The organism is Herbiconiux aconitum (assembly GCF_024979235.1).
Classification (GTDB): Bacteria; Actinomycetota; Actinomycetes; order Actinomycetales; family Microbacteriaceae; genus Herbiconiux; species Herbiconiux aconitum.
The window spans coordinates 1,532,499-1,551,734 of sequence record NZ_JANLCM010000001.1 but is presented as its reverse complement, the minus strand read 5'-3'; the positions used below and the strand labels follow the sequence as shown (position 1 = coordinate 1,551,734).

Sequence of the window (19,236 nt, the reverse complement as noted above, 5' to 3'; positions counted from 1 at the left end):
GGTGGGGTCAGACCAGGCGCGCGGAGTAGGCGAAGATGACCGCCTGCACGCGGTCGCGGAGTTCGAGCTTCAGGAGCACGCGGCCGACGTGGGTCTTGACCGTCGACTCCGAGAGGTAGAAGCGGGCCGCGATCTCGGAGTTCGTGAGACCCTCGGCCATCGCCACGAGCACCTCGTGCTCGCGCTCGGTGAGAGTGGCCAGGCGGGCGGATGCCGCGGTCGCGGTCCCGGATGCGGCGGGTCGCGCATCCGGAACCCCACCCGCCGCGGGCAGCTGCGGCCCGAAGAGCTCGAGCAGCTTGCGCGTCACCCGCGGCGAGACCGCCGCGTCTCCGCTCGCCACGGCGCGGATCGCGCCGGCGAGTTCGGCGGGTTGCGCGTCTTTCAGGAGGAATCCGCTCGCACCGGCGTTGAGACCGGCGAAGGCGTACTCGTCGAGGTCGAAGGTGGTGAGGATGATGATGCGGCTCTCCGGATTGGTGGCCACGATGGCGCGTGTCGCCTCGATGCCGTCCATGCCGGGCATCCGCACGTCCATCAGCACGACCTCGGGTCGCAGCCGGGCGACCGCGGCAACAGCCTCGCGCCCGTCGCCCGCTTCGCCGACCACCTCGAAGTCGGGCTGTGCCTCGAGCACCATGCGCATGCCCATCCGGATCAGTTGCTGGTCGTCGACGAGCAGCAACCGGATGCGCGGGGTGGCGTCGGTCATGGCGTCTCACTTTCTGGGTCGGTGGGCACGTCCCCTCCTCGCGAGTCGCCAGAATCCGCCCTCTCGGGCGCGATTCGGGGCGGATTCTGGCGACTCGCGACGAGGGCGGGCGGGGTGGGGGCGGGCGGGGTGGGGGCGGGCGGGGTGGGGGCCGGCGGGGCGAGGGCGGCGTGCACGCGCCAGCCTCGGGAGCCCGCGGGGCCCGCTGTGACGGCGCCGCCGTAGACCGCCACCCGCTCGCGCATGCCGATCAGGCCGCGGCCCGAACCGACGGATGCCGCACCGCGGCCCGGATCGATTCCGTCGTCGGTGACGTCGATCGTCGTTCCCTCGTCGCGGTAGTCGAGCACCACATCGACCGCGGTCACCTGCACGGCGTAGCGCAGCGCATTCGTCAGTGCCTCCTGCACGACGCGGAACACCGTGAGCTGCACGAGCGGATCGACCGGTGCGACCCCGGTCGACGTCACCCGCACGGGCAGCCCGGCGGCGCGATACGACGCGATCAGCTCCGACAGGTCGTCGAGGCCGGGCTGCGGCAGGAGCGGAGCGGCAGCGCTGTCACCGCTCGGCACCGCATCCATTCCCTCGCCTTCGGGCTCCGTCAGCACGCCGAGCGAAAGACGCATGTCGGTGAGTGCCCGCCGCGCGGTGGCCGCCGACTGCCGCATCGCCTCCCGCGCCGTGCCGGGAGAGCGGTCGACGCTCGCCTCGGCGCCGTCCGACAGCGCCACGATCACCGTGAGACTGTGCGCGACGATGTCGTGCATCTCGCGGGCGATGCGGGCGCGCTCGGCCGCGGCCGAAAGCCGAGCCTGCTGGTCGCGCTCGCGGGCCAGCTGCTGGGCGCGGTCGAGAAGCGCTTGGATGTAGCGCCGCCGGTTGCCGAAGGTGATGCCGACGAGGGTGGCGATCACCATGGCCATCGCGGAGAGCAGGCCGTAACCGATGATCGCGGCGAGGTCGAAGGGGTCGTTGAGCGTGGCGGAGACGATGCCGGTGCCGACGGCGATGGCGGTCCAGATCCAGGCCGATCGGGTCGAGCGGTAGACCGCGAGCGCATAGAGCGCGAACATCATCGGAATCACGTCGAGCTGCTGCGCGGTCGCGCCGTTGACCAGCAGCGACGCAGCGCAGATCGCTGCCGTGATCACCGGCACGTAGCGCCGGAAGAGCAGCGCCACCGAGACCGCGGCCGCCGCGTAGAGCAGCACGATGCCGAACAGGGGGGTGCTGCGCCATCCGTCGCCCTGGAAATCGAAGGGGGTGGCACCGAACAGCGACGCGACGAACACGAGCAGCGCGACGCCTCCCGAGGGCAGCGCGTAGGCGCCGGCGATCAGTCCGTCGAGCAGCCACGGATGCCGGTTGAAGTAGGAGCGAATGAACCCCGGCGGTTTGGGCAGCCGCAAGTCCTCGGCGCCGGACGGGTATGCCGCCGGCGCCGAGGTCGTGTAGCCGAAGCCCCCGATGGGGCCGGGTGTCGCCACTGTCAGGCGTCCCTCCGTTTGAGCAGGATCGCTGCCGGCAGGGCGACGACCGCGATCCACCCGAGCATAACCAGCACGGCCTGCCACGGCTCGAAGATCTCGCTCCCGAAGAACAGCGACTGCCCCACCACGCCCGGAAGCCATTGGCCGATCACGGTGGCCCATTCGGCCTGGATGAACGACAGCACGGTCGGAACGACGAGCAGCAGTCCGAGCGCCGCGGCGATGCCGCCGGCGGTGTGCCGCAGCACCGCGCCGAGGAAGTAGGCGAGCAGTCCGATCAGCGCCAGGTACCCTGCGCCGCCGACGAGACTGCCCCAGAGCGAGGGGTCGGTGATGTCGGAGGTGATGCCGCGGGCGTCGAGCATCGGCCAGGTGACGGCGTAGGCGGCGAACACCGCGACGAGCCCCACCACGAAGCTCGACACCCCGAACACGAGGGCCTTGGCCCAGAGCACCGGCAGACGCTTGGGCACGGCGGTGAGGCTCGAACGGATCTGGCCGGTGCCGTACTCCCCGCTGATCACCAGCACGCCGAGCACCGAGATCACGAGTTGCCCCAGCATGATGCCGAGGGTCGACGGGAGCACGGCGAGCTGGTTCGCGGCCTGTCCGGTCGCATCGGTCAATCCGCCGCTGGCGAGCACGAACACCACGCCCATTCCGACCTGCACGAGCACGAGGATGGCATAGGCCCAGATCGTGGAGCGGAGGGTGGTGAGCTTGATCCACTCGGAGCGGAGCACGCCCGTGAAGCGGAGTCGCGCATCCGGAACCGACTGGTGCGAGGCGCGCACCTGGGGCGCGGTGGTGGTGGCGGCGCTCATCGGGCCACCCCCTGACCGACGGCGGCTTCCGGGGTGACCGTGGTGCGGTACTCCACTTCGTCGCGGGTGAGGTTCATGTACGCCTCCTCGAGGGAGCCCTGCACGGTGGTGAGCTCGTGCAGCGCGACCCCGATCGACAGAGCGGCGTCGCCGATCACGTCGGCGGGGAGGCCGCGCACCTCGATGGCGTCGGCCTCGACGCTCGTGACTGTGACGTCGGGCTGGGTGAGGCGGCGGGTCACCTCGTCGATGCGGGGGCTGCGCACGCGCACGAAGGTGTGGGTCGATCCGACGATCTCGGCCACGGTCGAGTTCGCGATGACGCGACCTTTGCCGAGCACGATGATGTGGTCGGCGGTGAGCGCCATCTCGCTCATCAGGTGGCTGGACAGCAGCACGGTGCGGCCTTCGGCGGCGAAGTGCCGCACGAAGCCGCGCACCCAGAGCACGCCCTCGGGGTCGAGGCCGTTGACGGGCTCGTCGAGGATGAGGGTGGCCGGGTCGCCGAGGAGCGCCGCCGCGAGGCCGAGACGCTGGCCCATGCCGAGCGAGAAGCCGCCCACGCGTTTGCCGGCCACCGAGTGGAGGCCGGTGAGGTCGATGACCTCGTCGACGCGGCGCCGCGGGATGCCGTGGGTCGCGGCGATGCTCCGCAGGTGGTTCCGCGCGCTGCGGCCGGTGTGCACGGCCTTCGCCTCGAGTAGGGCGCCGACTTCGCGAAGGGGGGCCTTGTGCTCGGCATAGGGCTTGCCGTTGACGGTCACGCGCCCGCCGCTGGGGCGGTCCAGGCCCACGATCATGCGCATCGTGGTGGATTTGCCGGCGCCGTTCGGGCCGAGGAATCCGGTCACCTGACCGGGTCGCACGGCGAAGTCGATCGAATCGACCGCCGTCTTCGCTCCGTAGCGTTTGGTCAAGGATGTGGCCTCGATCATGGTCTCCCGCTTTCGTGTCTGCGCGCTCTCTGCGCCCTCACCACGCTACGGAAGCCCCGCCCGGCTCCCATCCCCCGCCGGTGCCGTCGTCGTGGCCCGGCGCTCATACCTGGGTACCACCCCACCCATCTCCTCGCGAGTCGCCAAAATCCGCCCCTAATCGAGCTCGGGAGGGCGGATTTTGGCGAGTCTCGAGGAGGTGGGGTCGGTGCGGGCGGGTCAGCGCGGGCGGGCGGGCTTCTTCTCGGGGACCGGGAGGGTGCCCGCCGCACGGGCGGCGCGGTAGTAGTCGCGCGCCTGGGTCTGGCGCTCGCGCTCGGCACCTGTGGCGATCGAGGCCCGCACGTGCTCCGGGCCATAACCGAAGGCCCGCACCAGATCTTGAGCGTGCGGCCGGATGCGCGCCGAGAGCCGCTCGGTGTACAGCCCCACTGCCTGAGCCCGCTTCGGAGAGAGGCGCCCGTTCATCAGGTACCAGGCGAGGTGCTTCTCCACGAGTCCGAGCCCGAACAGGTCGCGGAGCCACGTGAGCACCACGCGGGTTCCGTCGTCCATGCCCGAGGTGACGCCGGCCGTCCCCTCGAGCGCTTCGGTGAAGGCCTCCCACTGCAGCAGCTCGGCGTGCGCGCGTGCCGCCTCGATGATCTCGCTCTGGTGCAGGTTGAACAGGTCGGCGGCATCCTTCTGCGACGCCTTCGCCGCAGGCCGCAGCTTCGCCGCGACCTCGCCCACCATCGTCTCGACCCGGTCGGTGAGCAGCTGACGCTGAGCGGATGCCTCGCGCAGCTGCCCGACGGAACGCGCGGTCGACCCGAAGTCGGCCACCCGCTGGCCGAGCGAACGCAGCCCCGAGCCGTGCACGGCGCGATCGGCGGCCTGTTCCACCACGTAGCGGGCGAGCACCCCGAAATCGGCCTTGGCGAAGCGGCGGCCGTAATCGCTCAGCAGACGTTTGGCCACGAGCTGCAGCAGCACGTGGTTGTCGCCCTCGAATGTGGCGTAGACGTCGAGGTCGGCGCGGAGCCCCACGAGGCGGTTCTCGGCCAAGAACCCGGCGCCACCGCAGGCCTCGCGGGCCTCCTGCAAGGTGTCGAGCGCGTGCCACGTGCTGAGCGGCTTGAGCGCCGCGGCGAGGGTCTCGAGGTCTTGCCGGTCGTCGTCGCTGTCGGCGCGGCCCGAGAACACCTCGTCGAACTTGGTCAGCAACTGCTCGTGCGCGAAGCTCGCCGCATAGGTCGTGGCGAGCTTGGGAATCAGCCGCTTCTGGTGCAGCTGGTAGTCGAGCAGAACCTCTTCGTCGGTGTCGCTGCCGGCGGTGAACTGGCGGCGCTCGTTGCCGTAGGTGATGGCGATGGTGAGTGCCACCTTCGCCGCGGCGACGGATGCGCCGTCGAGCGACACGCGCCCCTGCACGAGTGTTCCGAGCATGGTGAAGAAGCGGCGCCCGGGGCTTCCGATCGGCGAGCTGTAGGTGCCGTCCTCCGCCACGTCGCCGTAACGGTTCAGCAGGTTCAGGCGCGGAATGCGCACCTGGTCGAAGTGCAGCCGACCGTTGTCGATGCCGTTGAGACCGCCCTTCAGACCGTCGTCTTCTCCACCGATGCCGGGCAGGAACTCGCCCGTCGCGGCATCCCGGATCGGCACGTAGAAGGCGTGCACGCCGTGGTTCACGTTCTTGGTGATGAGCTGCGCGAACAGCACGGCGGCGAGGCCGTCGACGGCCGCGTTGCCGAGGTAGTCCTTCCACGCCCCGCGGAACGGGGTGTGCAGAACGAACTCGCCCGTGGCCTCGTCGTAGGTGGCCGTGGTGCCGATGGCCGCGACATCCGACCCGTGACCGGTCTCGGTCATGGCGAAGGCGCCTGGCACGTCGAGGTTCATGATCGCGGGCAGGAAGGTGGTGTGGTGGTACTCGGTGCCGAGGTGCAGCACCGCGGCGCCGAACAGCCCCCACTGCACGCCCGACTTGATCTGCAGCGACGGATCAGCCAGCACCAGCTCCTCGAACCCGGCGATGTTGCCGCCGTGGTCGTCGGCGCCGCCGACCGCGGAGGGGAAGGCCCGGTGCACCTGACCGTCCTCCACGAGGAGTTTCAGCTGACCCGACACCCGGGCGCGGTGCTCCTCGAAGCTCTGGCCGTCGATGCGCTGCAGCTCCGGGCGGGCGGTGAGCTCGCGGGCGCCGAGCCGCACATCGGCCCAGGTTCCGAGCAGGTAGCGACCGAGCCACTCGACGTCGGTGCGGGCGACGACCACGTCGTTGGTCGACGCGCGCCGCGCATCCGAACCGCCGGATAGCCCGGTTCCCGATGCGCTGCCGGGCCGCTTCGCGATGCGGGCAGAGGCGTCGAGTTCGCTCTCGATGGCATCCGCTTGCACCGCGTCGTCTTCGCGGCGGCCGGAATCGGAGTTCGTGGTGTCGACCGTGTGCGTCATTGTCGTCCTCATCGTCGTGGCACGCCCGACCGGGGCATGCCGAGCCGATTCCTACGCTAGGAGGCTATCTGCGACCGCGACAATCCGCCGTTCGCCGCCTACAAAGACCCTCGGATGCGCGCGAAGACGAACTGTGGACATCCCACAGTCACGCGTGCGTTTGAACTACCGACGCCGACAAAGCGGATGCGCGGCGCCGGCCCGCCGACCAGTCCACCGCGGCGAGCGTGACAGCCCCGACCGCGAGCACGCCCACCAGCGGTGCGAGCACGTCGACGGCCGGGCCGAGCCCGAGCGCCGTGGCGAGAGCTCCGGCCCCGATCGCGGTGATCGCCTGCAGGAGGTAGGAGAACAGGTAGAGCATCGAGAGCGTCGCTCCGCGGTGGTGCGCGGGAGCGGCCCGGTTCACCAGCCCCAATCCGCCGGTGAAGGCGAAGGAGTAGCCGACGCCTCCCACCAGACACCAGGCGAGGAAGAGCGCGACCGACCCGGATGCCGCGGCGCCCGCCATGAGGCCGAGACCCGCGAGCGAGACGACACCACCGATGATGATCGTGATGTGGGCGGGCACCTTGCCGAGGAACAGGGCGGTGACACCGATCGCGATGGAGGAGATGCCGAGCAGGGCACCCACCACGAGCAGATTGGTGGTTCCGGTGAAGTCGCGGGCCATCTGGGCGCCGAGCGACAGCACGATCGCCCCTTGGCTGTAGGCGAGCGACACCGAGAACGTCGCAACCACGAAGGCGAGCAGGATGCCGCGCGGCAGCTTGAGCGCGCGCGGCCGCCACGTGGGCTTTCCGAGCCCGGCTGTGTCGGAGGGCGTGAGCCACACCGCGAGGAAGGCGACCAGGGCGAGCGTGAAGAGCACCGCGAAACTGAGGAAGAGCGGGAGCGGTGCGTACTGCGCCAGCACCCCGGACACCAGGAGGGCCAGCGTGAGGCCGGCGGCGGTGGATGCCGTGGTCAGGGTGCTCGCGATGCGCGGGTTCGTGGATGTGTTGTTCTCGACCAACGCGGCGCTGGCGGCGCCGAGGGCGAAGCCGGTGCCGACGCCCTGCAGCAAGCGGCCGAGGTAGAGCCAGCCGACATTCGGCGCGAAGGCGAAGGCCAAGGCCGCGAGGGCGATCAAGGCGATTCCGAGCAGCATGGCCCGTCGGCGGCCGATGCTGTCGGAGAGCCCGCCGAAGAACAGCAACACGATCAGCAAGGCGAGCGGGTAGGTGCCGAAGACCGAGGTGATGACGACGGCCGGCAAGTGCCACTCGGCCGCGTAGACGGGGTAGAGCACGCTCGGAGCGCCGCTGGCCCAAAGACAGAGGGCGAGAACGGCCGACGCCGCCCAGAATGTGCCGCGTCGCGACAGGCTCCACTTTTTCGTCATGCGGCCCAGAGTACGCCTTCTCAGTTGGAATTTCCAATTTAGCTTTTTTCGTCGTACCCTGGGCGCATGGGACAGCTGAAGGATGCGCAGGCCGGTGCCGACTCCGAAGCGCGCTGCCAGATCGTGCGCACACTCGACATCGTCGGCGAGAAGTGGTCGTTGCTCATCGTGCGCGATGCGTTTCGCGGCAACTCGCGCTTTTCGGAGTTCCGGGATTCGCTCGGGGCGCCCAGCGACATCCTCACCGCCCGGCTCGCGAAGCTGGTCGAGGCGGGAGTGCTCGAGAAGCGGGCCTACCGCGAGCCCGGGTCGCGAGAGCGCTCGAGCTACCACCTCACCGAGAGCGGGCAGGGGCTGGCGCTGGTGATCGGCGCACTCGTGCAGTGGGGCGACGAGTACAACCCCTACCCGGGTGGCGCGAGTTCGCGACTCGTCGGTGCGCAGGATCGCGAACCGGTGACGCTCGCCTTCGTGAGCCCCTCGGGCGAGGCCCTGGGCCCCGACGAGGTGGCGTTCGTGCCAGGCCCCGCCGCTCGCGTGGCCTGGTAGCTCGCGGCCGCACTCTCTCCCACTCCCCTCGGCCGGCCTCCCCTCGGCCGATCCGATCGCTGACTCGTCCCAAAATGGCCGAATTCGCGTGATCTTGCCGCTTGAGGGACGAGTCGCGAAGCGCCGAGTCAGCTGGGGTCGTTGCGGTGCAGGACGCGGCGCATCCGCTCCACCACGTTCGCCGCGGGCGGCTCGTTGTAGGCGCCCGCGAGCTCCTGGCGCGACATCGCGCCGATGGCCGCCATCACGTCGTCGGTGAGTCGCCGACGGGCGCGGGCCGAGGCGGCGTCACCGTAGGAGGCGGAGTCGATCGGCTCGCCGAACTGCACGGTGACGGGCCGGATGCGCGGGATCTTCGCTCCCACCGGCAGCAAATCCGGGGTTCCTGTCAGAGCGACTGGAACGATCGGGCACCCCGTGGTGAGGCCGAGCCAGGCGACCCCGGTGCGGCCCTTGTAAAGGCGGCCGTCGCGAGACCGGGTTCCCTCGGGGTAGATCGCGAACGCTCCCTGCTGTTCGAGCACCTCGCGGCCGCGCTCGAGCGAGTCCTGGGCGGCCGTGTTGCTCTCACGGTCGACCGGGATGGCGCCGATCGAGTCGAAGAACGCCTTCGAGATCGCTCCCTTGGCCCCCGGCCCGGTGAAGTACTCCGCCTTGGCGAGGAACCGCACGTCGCGCGGCGCGACGACGGTGATCACAACGCTGTCGATGAAGCTCAGGTGATTGCTCGCGAAGAGCACCGCGCCGGATCGCGGAACGCGCTCGCGACCGGTGACCGTCGGCCGGTAGACGACCCGTGAGACCGGTCGCACGACCGCTCGAGCAACCGACTTGAACATCCACTGATCTTCACACGGGTCATATTCCCTTCCGGCTATGTCGACCCTCGTTGCGCATACATGGATCTTCCAGGCATTCTGGAGATAGTTGTAGCTTCAACTCCCCTTGCTCGCCGCCATCGAAATGAGAGCCGTGCCTCCCCGTTCCGATCCCCCGCGCCCGTCGTCGTCCGTTCCGCCGAAGGCGAGGGAGCAGGCCAAGAAGCTCACGGTGAAGCAGGAGCGGGATGCTCGCCGCGCCGAAAAGGTGGCCGCCATGGTCGCCCAGCAGAAGCGGCAGCGCCGCAATCGGCTGGTCGGCTGGATCATCGGTGGCGTGGCCGGCGCGGCGGCGGTCGCGCTGTTGGTGACCTTCGTGGTGACGAGCAACGCGCCGAAAGCCGACCCGGCGTCGATCTCCATCGCCGACCTCCAGACCTACCCCGATCTCACCGCGAACCACGTCGACGGCACGGTCGACTACGCCCAGACCCCGCCGGCCGGTGGCGACCACAACGCCGTGTGGCTGAACTGCGGCGTCTACTCGGAGCCGGTGCCGAACGAGAACGCGGTGCACGACCTCGAGCACGGCGCTGTCTGGATCACCTACGACCCGGCCCAGGTCGATGCCGCCGGCGTCGAGACCCTGCGCTCGCAACTGCCTGACACCTACGTCGTGCTCTCGCCCTATGAGGGCCTCAGCTCGCCGGTTGTCGCCTCCGCGTGGGGGAACCAGGTGTTCCTCGACGGCGTCGACGACCCGCGACTCGACGAGTTCGTCACCAAGTTCTGGAAGTCGAACGACGCCCCCGAACCCGGCGCTCCGTGCACCGGCGGACTGGACGCGCCCGGCAAGGTCGCGTGACCGACGGCGGCGCAGCGGATGCGGTCGAGCCTGCCCTGACGCCGCGCCCTCGCGGCCGGGTCGCGATCGCCGCCGTCATCGCCGCAGTACTGGTGGCCGTGGTGGCCTTCGCAGCCGGCTGGCTCGCGGCACCGCGGGCCGACACTCCGTCGGATACCAGCGTCGAGGCGGGCTTCGCGCGTGACATGCAGCAGCACCATGACCAGGCGGTGCAGATGGCCATGATCGTGCGGGAGCAGACCGACGACCCCGAGATCCGGCAGCTCGCCTATGACATCGCCACGACGCAGTCCCAGCAATCCGGACAGATGTACGCGTGGCTGAATTCCTGGAACCTGCCGCAGGCATCCTCAGAGCCGTCGATGACCTGGATGTCACAGCCCACACTGTCGGGAGCGGGCTCGGATGACCACGGACACGGCGGGGCCACCCCCACGACGGGTGCACTCGACGCCAGTGGCATGAAGCCGGGCGACCCGATGCCGGGCATGGCCACGGCCGACGATCTCGCGCGGCTCTCGCAACTCACGGGGGCCGACGCCGAACGACTCTTCCTGCAGCTGATGATCGCGCACCACCTCGGCGGGGTGGAGATGGCCGAGGCGGCGATCGCGCGCACCACGAATCCGCTCGTGGTGGCGCTGGCGAAGGCGATGACCTTCGCCCAGACCGGTGAGATCGACTACATGCGCGATCTCTTAGCTGAGCGCGGCGGCCCCGCCTGACGGCTCTTGCCGGCGCCCCGTGTCAATGGGCGTCAGCGCCCGTAGGGGTCTTCGGGCGGCACGTCGTCGAACGGCGGCTGCTCGTCGAACGGCGGCTCTTCGTCGTCGAACGGCGACGCATCCGTCTGGGAGAAGGCGGGGGCGTCCGCCCGAGAGACCGACCGACCACGACCGACCCGCGAGCCCGAACCCGAAGCCGGGGTCGAACCCGAGGTCGAGGCTGAACCCACCGCGAGATCCGGCGTGAACTCCCCCGCCGCGATGGTGGCGACAACCCCGGGGCCGTAGGACTCGCGCTTGCGGTCGCCGATTCCCGAGATGCCTTCGAGCTCGGCCACACTGGTCGGCCGCAGCGCGGCGATCGTGGCCAGAGTCGCGTCGTGGAACACGACATAGGCCGGCACACCTTGCTCCTTCGCCGTCGCCGCCCGCCACGCCCGCAGCTGCTCGAACAGCTCCGCGTCGGCCGCTGACAGGTCGGCCTTCGCCGTCGACGCCCGACCACTGCGCGAACCGCCGCCGCCCCCACCGGAGCGGCTCGACGCCACCCGCTCGGGTTCCCGCCGTAGCTGCACGACTCGCTCCCCGGCGAGCACCGAGCCGCTGTCGGGGGTGATCACGAGCGTGCCGTAGCCGTCGTCGTTCACCGCGAGAAGCCCCTGCGCGAGAAGCTGACGCACCACACCGCGCCACTGCTGCTCGCTGAGTTCGGTGCCGATGCCCCACGTGGTGAGCGAATCGTGCCCCCATTGACCGACTCGATCGGTGCGTTTGCCCCGAAGGATGTCGACGAGATGCCCGGCACCGAAGCGCTGGTTGCGCTCCCGGTCGAGCCGCACCACCGTGGAAAGCAGCTTCTGGGCCGGAATCGTGCCGTCCCACGACTCCGGCGGCGTGATGCAGGTGTCGCAGTTGCCACAGGGATCGCTCTTCTGACCGAAGTAGCCGAGCAGGTTCACCCGCCGGCAACTCACCGTCTCGCAGAGCGCGAGCATCGCATCCAGGTGCGCCGAAAGCCTGCGCCGGTGCGCGAGATCGCCCGGCGACTCGTCGATCATGCGCCGCTGCTGCACCACGTCATTCAGCCCGTAGGCCATCCAGGCCGTTGATGGCAGACCGTCGCGCCCCGCGCGCCCCGTCTCCTGGTAGTAGCCCTCGACCGATTTCGGAAGGTCGATGTGGGCGACGAATCGCACATCGGGCTTGTCGATGCCCATGCCGAACGCGATGGTGGCGACGATGACGACCCCCTCGTCGCGCAGGAACCGTGCCTGCGTACGAGCCCTCACCCGCGCATCCAAACCGGCGTGGTACGGCATCGCGTCGATGCCGTTCTCGGCCAGGAACTGCGCCGTCTTCTCGACCGTGTTGCGCGAGAGACCGTAGACGATGCCGGCATCGCCCTGGTGCTCCGACCGGATGAACGACAGCAGCTGCTTGCGCACCTCACCCTTCGGATCGATGCGGTATTGGATGTTCGGCCGGTCGAAGCTCGCCACGAAATGCCGGGCATCGCCGAGCGAGAGCCGCTGCGTGATCTCTTTGTGCGTGGCTTCGGTGGCCGTGGCGGTGAGCGCGATGCGCGGCACCGTCGGCCACCGTTCGGCGAGTTCGGCGAGCGCCAGGTAATCGGGCCGGAAGTCGTGGCCCCACTGGGAGACGCAGTGCGCCTCGTCGATGGCGAACAGCGCGATCTCGCCGTTCTCGAGGAACCGCTTGGTGCTCTCGTTCGAGAGACGTTCGGGCGCGACGTAGAGCAGGTCGAGTTCGCCGGAGAGGTAGGCCTGCTCGACCTCGGCACGCTCGGCCGAGTCTTGGGTGGAGTTGAGGAACGCCGCGCGCACACCGACGGCCTTCATCGCCTCGACCTGGTCGTGCATCAGCGCGATGAGCGGCGAGATGACCACCCCGGTGCCCGAGCGCACGAGCGAGGGCACCTGATAACAGAGCGACTTGCCGGCACCGGTCGGCATCAGCACCACCGCGTCGCCTCCGGCGATGACGTGGTCGATGACCTCCGCCTGATCGCCCCGGAACGAGTCGTACCCGAAGACCCGGCTGAGGGTGTCGAGAGCGGCGGAGGCGGATGTCTGAGTCACGTGACGAGCCTAGTTCGCGGTGCCGACATCCGGTCGCCGTCCACAGGATCGCCAGGGAACCGACATCCGGAGCCCCGCTGTGCAGGAGTGGATGCCGCCGGCGACCTCATCGCGCGAGCGCCACCTCGACGATGCTCGGGCCGGCCGCGGGCGACGCCAGCACCGATTCGAGATCGGAGCGGTAGGCCACGAGCCGGTGCTCCCAGCCATATGCCTCCGCCAGCGACCTGAGTTCGACGCCGTGGGGTGTGTAGAGCACGCGGTCGAAGGCGTCCGGGTCGGCGGTCGACGCCACCTCGAGTCCGTCGAAGATGGTGCCTCCCCCGTCGTTGCCCACGACGAGCTGGATGCGCGGCCGCACCTCACCCGGCGCGAGCAGCAACCCGCCCACGTCGTGCAGCAGGGTGACGTCGCCGAGCAGCACGCGCGTGGTGCCGACGCGATTGCCTCCCCGGGCTCCCCCGGATTGACTCGCCAGGGCGATCCCGACGGCGGTGGAGATCGTGCCGTCGATGCCGGCCAGCCCGCGGTTCGAGTGCACCGGTATCTTCTTGCCCGGTGCCGCGGCGTCGAGCTCTCGGATGAGCCGCGATGCCCCGAGCACGAGCCGATCGTGCGGCCAGCTCGCGCGCCAGACCGCCAGCGCGAGCGAACGACGGCTGATCGGAGCGCGCAGGGCGGCAAGCTCCGCGCGCGCGAACTCGCGCTGGCCGGCGAAATCTCCGGCGGTTCCGGCCTCGACGAGCGGCGCGGCGACGTCGTCGGCCCCACTCTCGAGCAACTCGCGGCCGGCGAAGACCCACTGCCCGGTCCAGGCGCGCGCGGCGCGGTCCGACCGGTCTTCCGGATCGGCTGTCACGACGTCGACGACGACGGCATCCGGATGCGGCACCACCGGTTCACCAGGGCCCCGCACCACCACGACCTCCACCCCGTCGCGCTGCAGCAGCGCTGGAACCTGGCGGCTGAGCGTCGGGTGACCGAACACGACCGCCCGCTCCACACGACCGCCGAATTCCGGATGATCGAGCAGATCGCGGTACGCCGGCACGAGATTCGGTCCGAACCGTGCCCCGCTCGACACCTCGGCGAGCAGCGGCCAGCCCGCGGCGAGGGCGAACTCGTTGGCGGCGGGGCCGGCATCAGCCCCGGCGATCACGACGGTTCGTGGCCCTCCACCGAGATGCAGAGCGACGGATGCGGCGGGCTCGACGGATGCCGCGGGCTCGCCCACCGCGCCAACCCCGGCCTGCCCGTGGTCGCCGAGTGGCGCATCCGTCTCCTGCTGCACCGAACCCGACAGCGGCTCCACGAACTGCAGGTTGAGGTGCACCGGCCCGGAATCGACGCCGGTCGCTGCGGAGAAGGCGAACGATGCCAGCTCCCGCGCATCCGGGGCCGCATCGGGCGTCGCCTGCACGGTCACCGACACCGGCATCGGCGCCGGCACGTCACGCTCGGCCCGCACGAATCGGCCGAAGATGCCGGGCTGCCACGTGGTCTGGTTCGACCCGGTGCCGCGGAGACGAGCCGGCCGATCGGCGGTCAGCACGATCATGGGCACTCCGGAGTGGTGGGCCTCCACCACGGCCGGCAGCAGGTTGGCCGCTGCCGTGCCCGAGGTGGTCACCACCAGCGCCGGCCGGCCACTCTCGCGGGCGATGCCGAGGGCGGTGAAGGCCGCGACACGCTCGTCGATCCGCACGTGCAGTCGGATGCGCCCCTGCTTCTCCAGCTCGGCGAGAGCGAGCGCGAGCGCCTGCGAACGCGAACCGGGTGAGACCACCGCATGCTCCACCCCGAGAGCGGCGAACGCGTGCACGAGCCGGGTGGCGAACGTCGCGGCCGGGCTGGCCGTCACCGCTCGGATTTGCCTTTGTCCTGCTCGTCGTCGGTCTCGGCGAGGCGCTTCTCGAGTTCGCGGATGCGCTCGTCTTCATTGGGATCGTGGATGGGCCGCATGGTGCCCAGGAAGTCGGGATCGTCGTCAGGCCCTATCGCGCGCACCGAGGGAGTGGTCGCTCGGCGACCGCGCCCGATCAGGAGCCAGAGGATGCCGCCGATGGGAGTGAAGAGCAGGATGATGAAGAACCACGCCACCCGCGGAAGAGCCTTCACCCGCGCTTTCGGAAGCATCAGACAGTCGACGAGCGCGTACACAGTGAAAGCCACCACGATGATGACGAGGGCAAGGAGTACGCGAGCCATGCAGTAACTGTACCCCCGGTATTCGGGAGTGGGCCGCGTGTTTCCAAACCGCAACCTGACCCCCAGGTGACGCACGGATCCGGGCATCGACGGGCCTCCGCCGCCCGCCTTCTCCGGTGCTTCGAGGGGGCGGTCAGGATGCGCGCCGTAGACTCGATGATGTGAAACCCGGACGCACTTGGCTCGTGTACACCCTGATTCGATTGGGGCTGTTCGCCGGCGTCCTTCTCCTGCTCCTGGTGTTGCAGATCACCCCATGGCTCGCTGCCGTCATCGCAGCGCTGATCTCACTCTGCATCTCGATCATCTTCCTGCGCAAACCGCGGGAGGAAGCATCCAAGACGCTCTACGAAGCGCGCAACAACCGCAACCAGGCCGCGAGTCGACCGTCGGCGGCGAGCGAGGACGAGAGCGTCGAAGACGACGCCGTCGACCACGCCACCGACGATCCGCGCCCCTAGACCACACCGGTACTCACCTCCGCCCTGATCCGCAAGGAGAAACCATGTCCGCACACTTCGACGTCGTCGTACTCGGAGCAGGGCCGGGCGGCTACGTGGCCGCGATCCGCGCCGCCCAGCTCGGCAAGAGCGTGGCGGTCATCGAGCGGCAGTACTGGGGCGGGGTGTGCTTGAACGTCGGCTGCATTCCCTCGAAGGCGCTGCTGCGCAACGCCGAACTCGCCCACATCTTCACCCACCAGGCCGAGCAGTTCGGCATCTCGGGTGACGTGAGCTTCGACTTCGGCGCTGCCTTCGACCGCAGCCGGCAGGTGGCGGAGGGTCGCGTCAAGGGCGTGCACTTCCTGATGAAGAAGAACAAGATCACCGAGTACGACGGCCACGGGGTGTTCACGGATGCGGGCACCATCGACGTGACCTTGGCCGGCGGTCACACCGAGACGGTCACCTTCGACGATGCCATCATCTCGACCGGGTCGACCGTGCGCCTGCTCCCCGGCGTGCAGCTCAGCGACAACGTCGTGACCTACGAGACGCAGATCATGACGCGCGATCTTCCCGCGTCGATCGTGGTAATCGGCGCCGGCGCCATCGGCATGGAGTTCGCCTATGTGCTGAAGAACTACGGCGTCGACGTGACGATCATCGAGTTCCTCGACCGCGCGTTGCCCAACGAAGACGCGGATGTCTCGAAGGAGATCGCGAAGCAGTACAAGAAGCTGGGCATCGACATCCTGACCTCGACGAAAGTCGAGACGGTCGTCGACAACGGGTCGTCGGTCACGGTGACCTACACCGCGAAAGACGGCACGACCGGCTCGATCGAGGCCGCGAAGGTGCTCATGTCGATCGGATTCGCACCCCGGGTCGACGGCTTCGGCCTCGAGAACACCGGTGTCGCGCTGACCGAGCGCGGAGCAATCGCCATCGACGACTTCATGCGCACCAACGTGCCTCACGTCTACGCGATCGGCGATGTCACGGCGAAACTACAGCTCGCGCATGTGGCCGAGGCTCAGGGCGTGGTGGCGGCCGAGACCATCGCGGGCGCGGAGACGCAGTCGCTCGGCGACTACCGGATGATGCCGCGCGCCACGTTCTGCCAGCCGCAGGTCGCCTCGTTCGGACTCACCGAACAGCAGGCCCGCGACGAGGGGCACGACATCAAGGTGGTGTCGTTCCCGTTCCAGGCCAACGGCAAGGCGCACGGGCTCGGCGAGCCGGTGGGCTTCGTGAAGATCGTGGCCGACGCGCAGTACGGCGAGCTGCTCGGAGCCCACCTGATCGGACCGGATGTCTCCGAGCTCCTGCCCGAGCTGACACTGGCGCAGAAGTGGGACCTCACGGCCACCGAGCTCGCGCGCAACGTGCACACGCATCCGACGCTCTCGGAGGCCTTGCAGGAGGGCTTCCACGGCCTTACGGGCCACATGATCAACTTCTGATCGGCGCCGCTCTAGGCCTCACCGACCTTCTCGCAACTCGAGGAGGGTCAGTAGCCGAAGGCCAGACCGAGACCGATGCCGTAGAGCAGGCCGAACAGGCTCGTGAGCTGCAGCACGGTCACGAATTCGCGCGGCTTCTTCGCCGTCAGCATGATGATGATCGCGGGCCCGGTGAGCAGCAGCGTGAAGAAGACGAGCGGCGCTTTGGGATAGAGCAGGGTGAAGAACCAGAGGATCGCGTAGGCGATCGCGATCCACACCACGTAGACCACGCGCGACGCGGTGCGGCCGATGAGAACGGCGAGCGTGCGCTTCTTCACGAGTTTGTCTTGCTCGATGTCGCGGATGTTGTTGGCCATCAGCACGGCGCAGGCGATCGCGCCGGCGGCGATGCCGGCCAGCCAGCTCTCGTCGTTCACGTCGCCGGCCAGGATGAACGTGGTTCCGGCGGTGGCGACGAGGCCGAAGAACACGAAGACGAAGACCTCGCCCAGGCCGTAGTAGCCGTAGGGATGCTTGCCGCCGGTGTAGAACCAGCCCGCGGCGATCGCGGCTGCGCCCACGGCGAGCAACCAGTACTGCCCGGTGATGACCGTGATGACGACGCCGGCGATCGCGGCCAGACCGAAGAACACGATCGCGGCGGCGAGCACGCGTTTGGCGGGCACGAGCCCCGACCCCGTCAGTCGCGGCGGACCGACCCGGAAATCATCCGTTCCCCGCACTCCGTCGGAGTAGTCGTTGGCGTAGTTGACGCCGATCTGCAAGAAGACGGCCACGAGCAGACAGAGCGCCACGAGGAGCTTCGAGATGTCGACGGTGTCGACCATCGCGGCTCCGGTGCCGAGCGCGACCGGAGCGATGGCGAGCGGGAGGGTGCGCAGGCGCGCACCCGCGATCCAGGCGCCGGCGGCCGACTTCGGGCCAGCGGGCTTGGCGGGGGTCGCGGCGCCTCGAGAGGCAGCATTGACCCGGGCAGGGTGGCCCGAAGGGCGCTTCTTCGTTTTCGACATCGGGGCTGATTCTAGTCAGCGCGGCCTTGGAGCGACCTGGCGATCGCGAGGCGGTCCGGCTTGCCGGAGGAGAGTCTCGGAAGGAGCTCCACCTGATGGATCTCGACCGGCGCTGCAGCCCGGCCGGCCGAGTCGATCACCGCCGCCCGCACCTGTTCGAGCGAGGCATCCGACACCACTCCCTCGGTGACGACAACGCTCACCTGGCCCCATTCGGCGCTGCGCTGCGGAACGACGACAGCCTGCTCGAGGCCTGGCACCCCCTGCACCACTCGCTCGACCCGGTCGAGCGAGACCTTGACTCCTCCGGAGATGATGACGTTGTCGAGCCGGCCGGTGACGCGCACCACGCCGTCGATCACGGTTCCGCTGTCGGCGGTGCGATACCACCGCACACCGTCGTCGACCCGGAACTTGCGGGCGGTGAGCTCCTCGTCGCCGAGGTAGCCTTCGGCGAGGGTGGGGCCGGAGAGTTCGATCTCGCCCCCGCTCTCGCGCGCGACGGTCTGGCCGATGGCCCGGCCGTCGTAGACGCATCCGCCCGCCGTCTCGCTCGAACCGTAGGTGCGCACCACTTGGAAGCCGGCCTCTTTCGCGCGTTCGTAGAGGGCCGCGGGAACGGCTTGCCCCCCGATGAGGATGCTGTCGAAGCGGGCCACGGACCGACGGATGCGCGGGTCGGCTTCGGCGGCCGTCACCAGGCGTGCGAGCTGGGCGGGCACGAGAGAGGTGAAGCGCAGCGGGGCATCCAGCTCGTCGGCCAGGTCGGCGAAGGCTGAGGCGGAGAAGTGGCCGGCGGGCTGCACCACGGGAGTGGTTCCGGCGACGATGGAGCGCACGAGAACCTGCACTCCTGCGATGTAGTGGGTGGGCAGCGCGAGCAGCCACTGCCCCTGACCGCCCAGTGCCACCTCGACAGCCGCGGCGGACGCGAGCAGGGCGTCGGTGCTCAGGGCGACCCGCTTGGGCACGCCCGACGATCCGGAGGTCTCGATGACCAGGGCTACCGCACGCGGCACCTCGGTGGGAACGGGAGCGTCGCGGGCGACCTCGGGGTCGCCGAGCGCGGGCGCGGCGTGCCGACCATGGCCCGTTCCCCCCTCCCGGGGAAGGATGGCGGGCCCGTCGTTCGACAGCGCGACGCGGAGGGCCGAGCTGACGCCGCCGGCGTCGGCTCCGTCGAGAACCTCGAGGGAACGAGTCATGGCATCACCCTAGACGTGCGCCGATTCCACGGCCCCACTCCGCCACGGCGGTCCCTGCGCGAGT

The 19,236-nt window shown here is 69.5% G+C and carries 17 protein-coding genes; 5 read left to right on the top strand and 12 right to left on the bottom strand.

Going from position 1 to position 19,236, the window contains the following annotated elements; translation table 11 throughout:
- Positions 1–7: 7 nt before the first annotated feature.
- The 6 genes from N1027_RS07230 to N1027_RS07205 all read right to left on the bottom strand — a co-directional run bounded on the left by N1027_RS07230 (position 8) and on the right by N1027_RS07205 (position 7,784).
- Positions 8–712, bottom strand: coding sequence for a response regulator (locus N1027_RS07230; protein ID WP_259506537.1), 705 nt, complete (start codon positions 710–712; stop codon positions 8–10).
- Positions 709–2,202 carry a sensor histidine kinase gene (locus tag N1027_RS07225; RefSeq protein WP_259506535.1) on the bottom strand — a complete coding sequence of 498 codons (1,494 nt, stop codon included), beginning with the start codon at positions 2,200–2,202 and terminating at the stop codon, positions 709–711. Before N1027_RS07225 ends, N1027_RS07230 begins: the two co-directional genes overlap by 4 nt.
- Positions 2,203–2,204: 2 nt before the next feature.
- Positions 2,205–3,029, bottom strand: coding sequence for an ABC-2 transporter permease family protein (locus N1027_RS07220; protein ID WP_259506532.1), 825 nt, complete (start codon positions 3,027–3,029; stop codon positions 2,205–2,207).
- The gene (locus tag N1027_RS07215; RefSeq protein WP_259506531.1) at positions 3,026–3,964 is read right to left on the bottom strand and encodes an ABC transporter ATP-binding protein; all 939 of its coding nucleotides are present in this window, start codon (positions 3,962–3,964) and stop codon (positions 3,026–3,028) included. Before N1027_RS07215 ends, N1027_RS07220 begins: the two co-directional genes overlap by 4 nt.
- A 219-nt stretch (positions 3,965–4,183) precedes the next feature.
- Positions 4,184–6,400 (bottom strand): acyl-CoA dehydrogenase family protein, encoded by a 2,217-nt coding sequence (locus N1027_RS07210; protein WP_259506530.1) that lies wholly within the window; start codon positions 6,398–6,400, stop codon positions 4,184–4,186.
- Between the two features lie 148 nt (positions 6,401–6,548).
- Positions 6,549–7,784, bottom strand: coding sequence for an MFS transporter (locus N1027_RS07205; protein ID WP_259506528.1), 1,236 nt, complete (start codon positions 7,782–7,784; stop codon positions 6,549–6,551).
- 66 nt (positions 7,785–7,850) lie between these two features.
- Here N1027_RS07205 and N1027_RS07200 point away from each other — a divergent pair, with 66 nt between their 5' ends.
- Entirely contained in the window at positions 7,851–8,333 is a 483-nt protein-coding gene (locus tag N1027_RS07200) for a winged helix-turn-helix transcriptional regulator (protein WP_259506526.1), read from the top strand.
- A gap of 128 nt (positions 8,334–8,461) precedes the next feature.
- Here N1027_RS07200 and N1027_RS07195 read toward each other — a convergent pair whose 3' ends face one another.
- The gene (locus tag N1027_RS07195; protein ID WP_259506524.1) at positions 8,462–9,172 is read right to left on the bottom strand and encodes a lysophospholipid acyltransferase family protein; all 711 of its coding nucleotides are present in this window, start codon (positions 9,170–9,172) and stop codon (positions 8,462–8,464) included.
- A 133-nt stretch (positions 9,173–9,305) separates the two neighbouring features.
- On the opposite strand from N1027_RS07195, the gene N1027_RS07190 reads away from it, so the two are divergent.
- Both N1027_RS07190 and N1027_RS07185 read left to right on the top strand, forming a co-directional pair.
- On the top strand, positions 9,306–10,016 hold the full coding sequence (locus N1027_RS07190; protein ID WP_259506523.1) for a thioredoxin-like domain-containing protein: 711 nt from the start codon (positions 9,306–9,308) through the stop codon (positions 10,014–10,016).
- Positions 10,013–10,741: a DUF305 domain-containing protein gene (locus N1027_RS07185; protein ID WP_259506521.1), complete on the top strand. Its 729-nt coding sequence runs from the start codon at positions 10,013–10,015 to the stop codon at positions 10,739–10,741. The genes N1027_RS07190 and N1027_RS07185 overlap by 4 nt, the downstream gene beginning before the upstream one ends.
- A gap of 32 nt (positions 10,742–10,773) precedes the next feature.
- On the opposite strand, the gene recQ is transcribed toward N1027_RS07185, so the two are convergent.
- The 3 genes from recQ to N1027_RS07170 form a co-directional block, all read right to left on the bottom strand.
- Positions 10,774–12,840, bottom strand: a complete 2,067-nt coding sequence (recQ, locus tag N1027_RS07180) for a DNA helicase RecQ (RefSeq protein WP_259506519.1) — start codon at positions 12,838–12,840, stop codon at positions 10,774–10,776.
- Positions 12,841–12,946: 106 nt separating this feature from the next.
- Positions 12,947–14,701, bottom strand: a complete 1,755-nt coding sequence (gene menD, locus N1027_RS07175) for a 2-succinyl-5-enolpyruvyl-6-hydroxy-3-cyclohexene-1-carboxylic-acid synthase (RefSeq protein WP_259506517.1) — start codon at positions 14,699–14,701, stop codon at positions 12,947–12,949.
- Positions 14,698–15,048 (bottom strand): PLDc N-terminal domain-containing protein, encoded by a 351-nt coding sequence (locus N1027_RS07170; RefSeq protein WP_259506516.1) that lies wholly within the window; start codon positions 15,046–15,048, stop codon positions 14,698–14,700. Before N1027_RS07170 ends, menD begins: the two co-directional genes overlap by 4 nt.
- A 161-nt stretch (positions 15,049–15,209) precedes the next feature.
- Here N1027_RS07170 and N1027_RS07165 point away from each other — a divergent pair, with 161 nt between their 5' ends.
- A complete protein-coding gene (locus tag N1027_RS07165; RefSeq protein ID WP_259506515.1) occupies positions 15,210–15,509 on the top strand; it encodes a DUF4229 domain-containing protein in 300 nt (99 codons plus the stop codon).
- A 44-nt stretch (positions 15,510–15,553) separates the two neighbouring features.
- On the top strand, positions 15,554–16,954 hold the full coding sequence (lpdA, locus tag N1027_RS07160; RefSeq protein WP_259506514.1) for a dihydrolipoyl dehydrogenase: 1,401 nt from the start codon (positions 15,554–15,556) through the stop codon (positions 16,952–16,954).
- Positions 16,955–17,001: 47 nt separating this feature from the next.
- Here the strand turns inward: lpdA and N1027_RS07155 are convergent, their stop codons facing one another.
- Both N1027_RS07155 and N1027_RS07150 read right to left on the bottom strand, forming a co-directional pair.
- A complete protein-coding gene (locus N1027_RS07155) occupies positions 17,002–17,967 on the bottom strand; it encodes a 1,4-dihydroxy-2-naphthoate polyprenyltransferase (protein ID WP_259506513.1) in 966 nt (321 codons plus the stop codon).
- 11 nt (positions 17,968–17,978) lie between these two features.
- The gene (locus N1027_RS07150; protein ID WP_259506512.1) at positions 17,979–19,172 is read right to left on the bottom strand and encodes an AMP-binding protein; all 1,194 of its coding nucleotides are present in this window, start codon (positions 19,170–19,172) and stop codon (positions 17,979–17,981) included.
- Positions 19,173–19,236 lie beyond the last annotated feature (64 nt).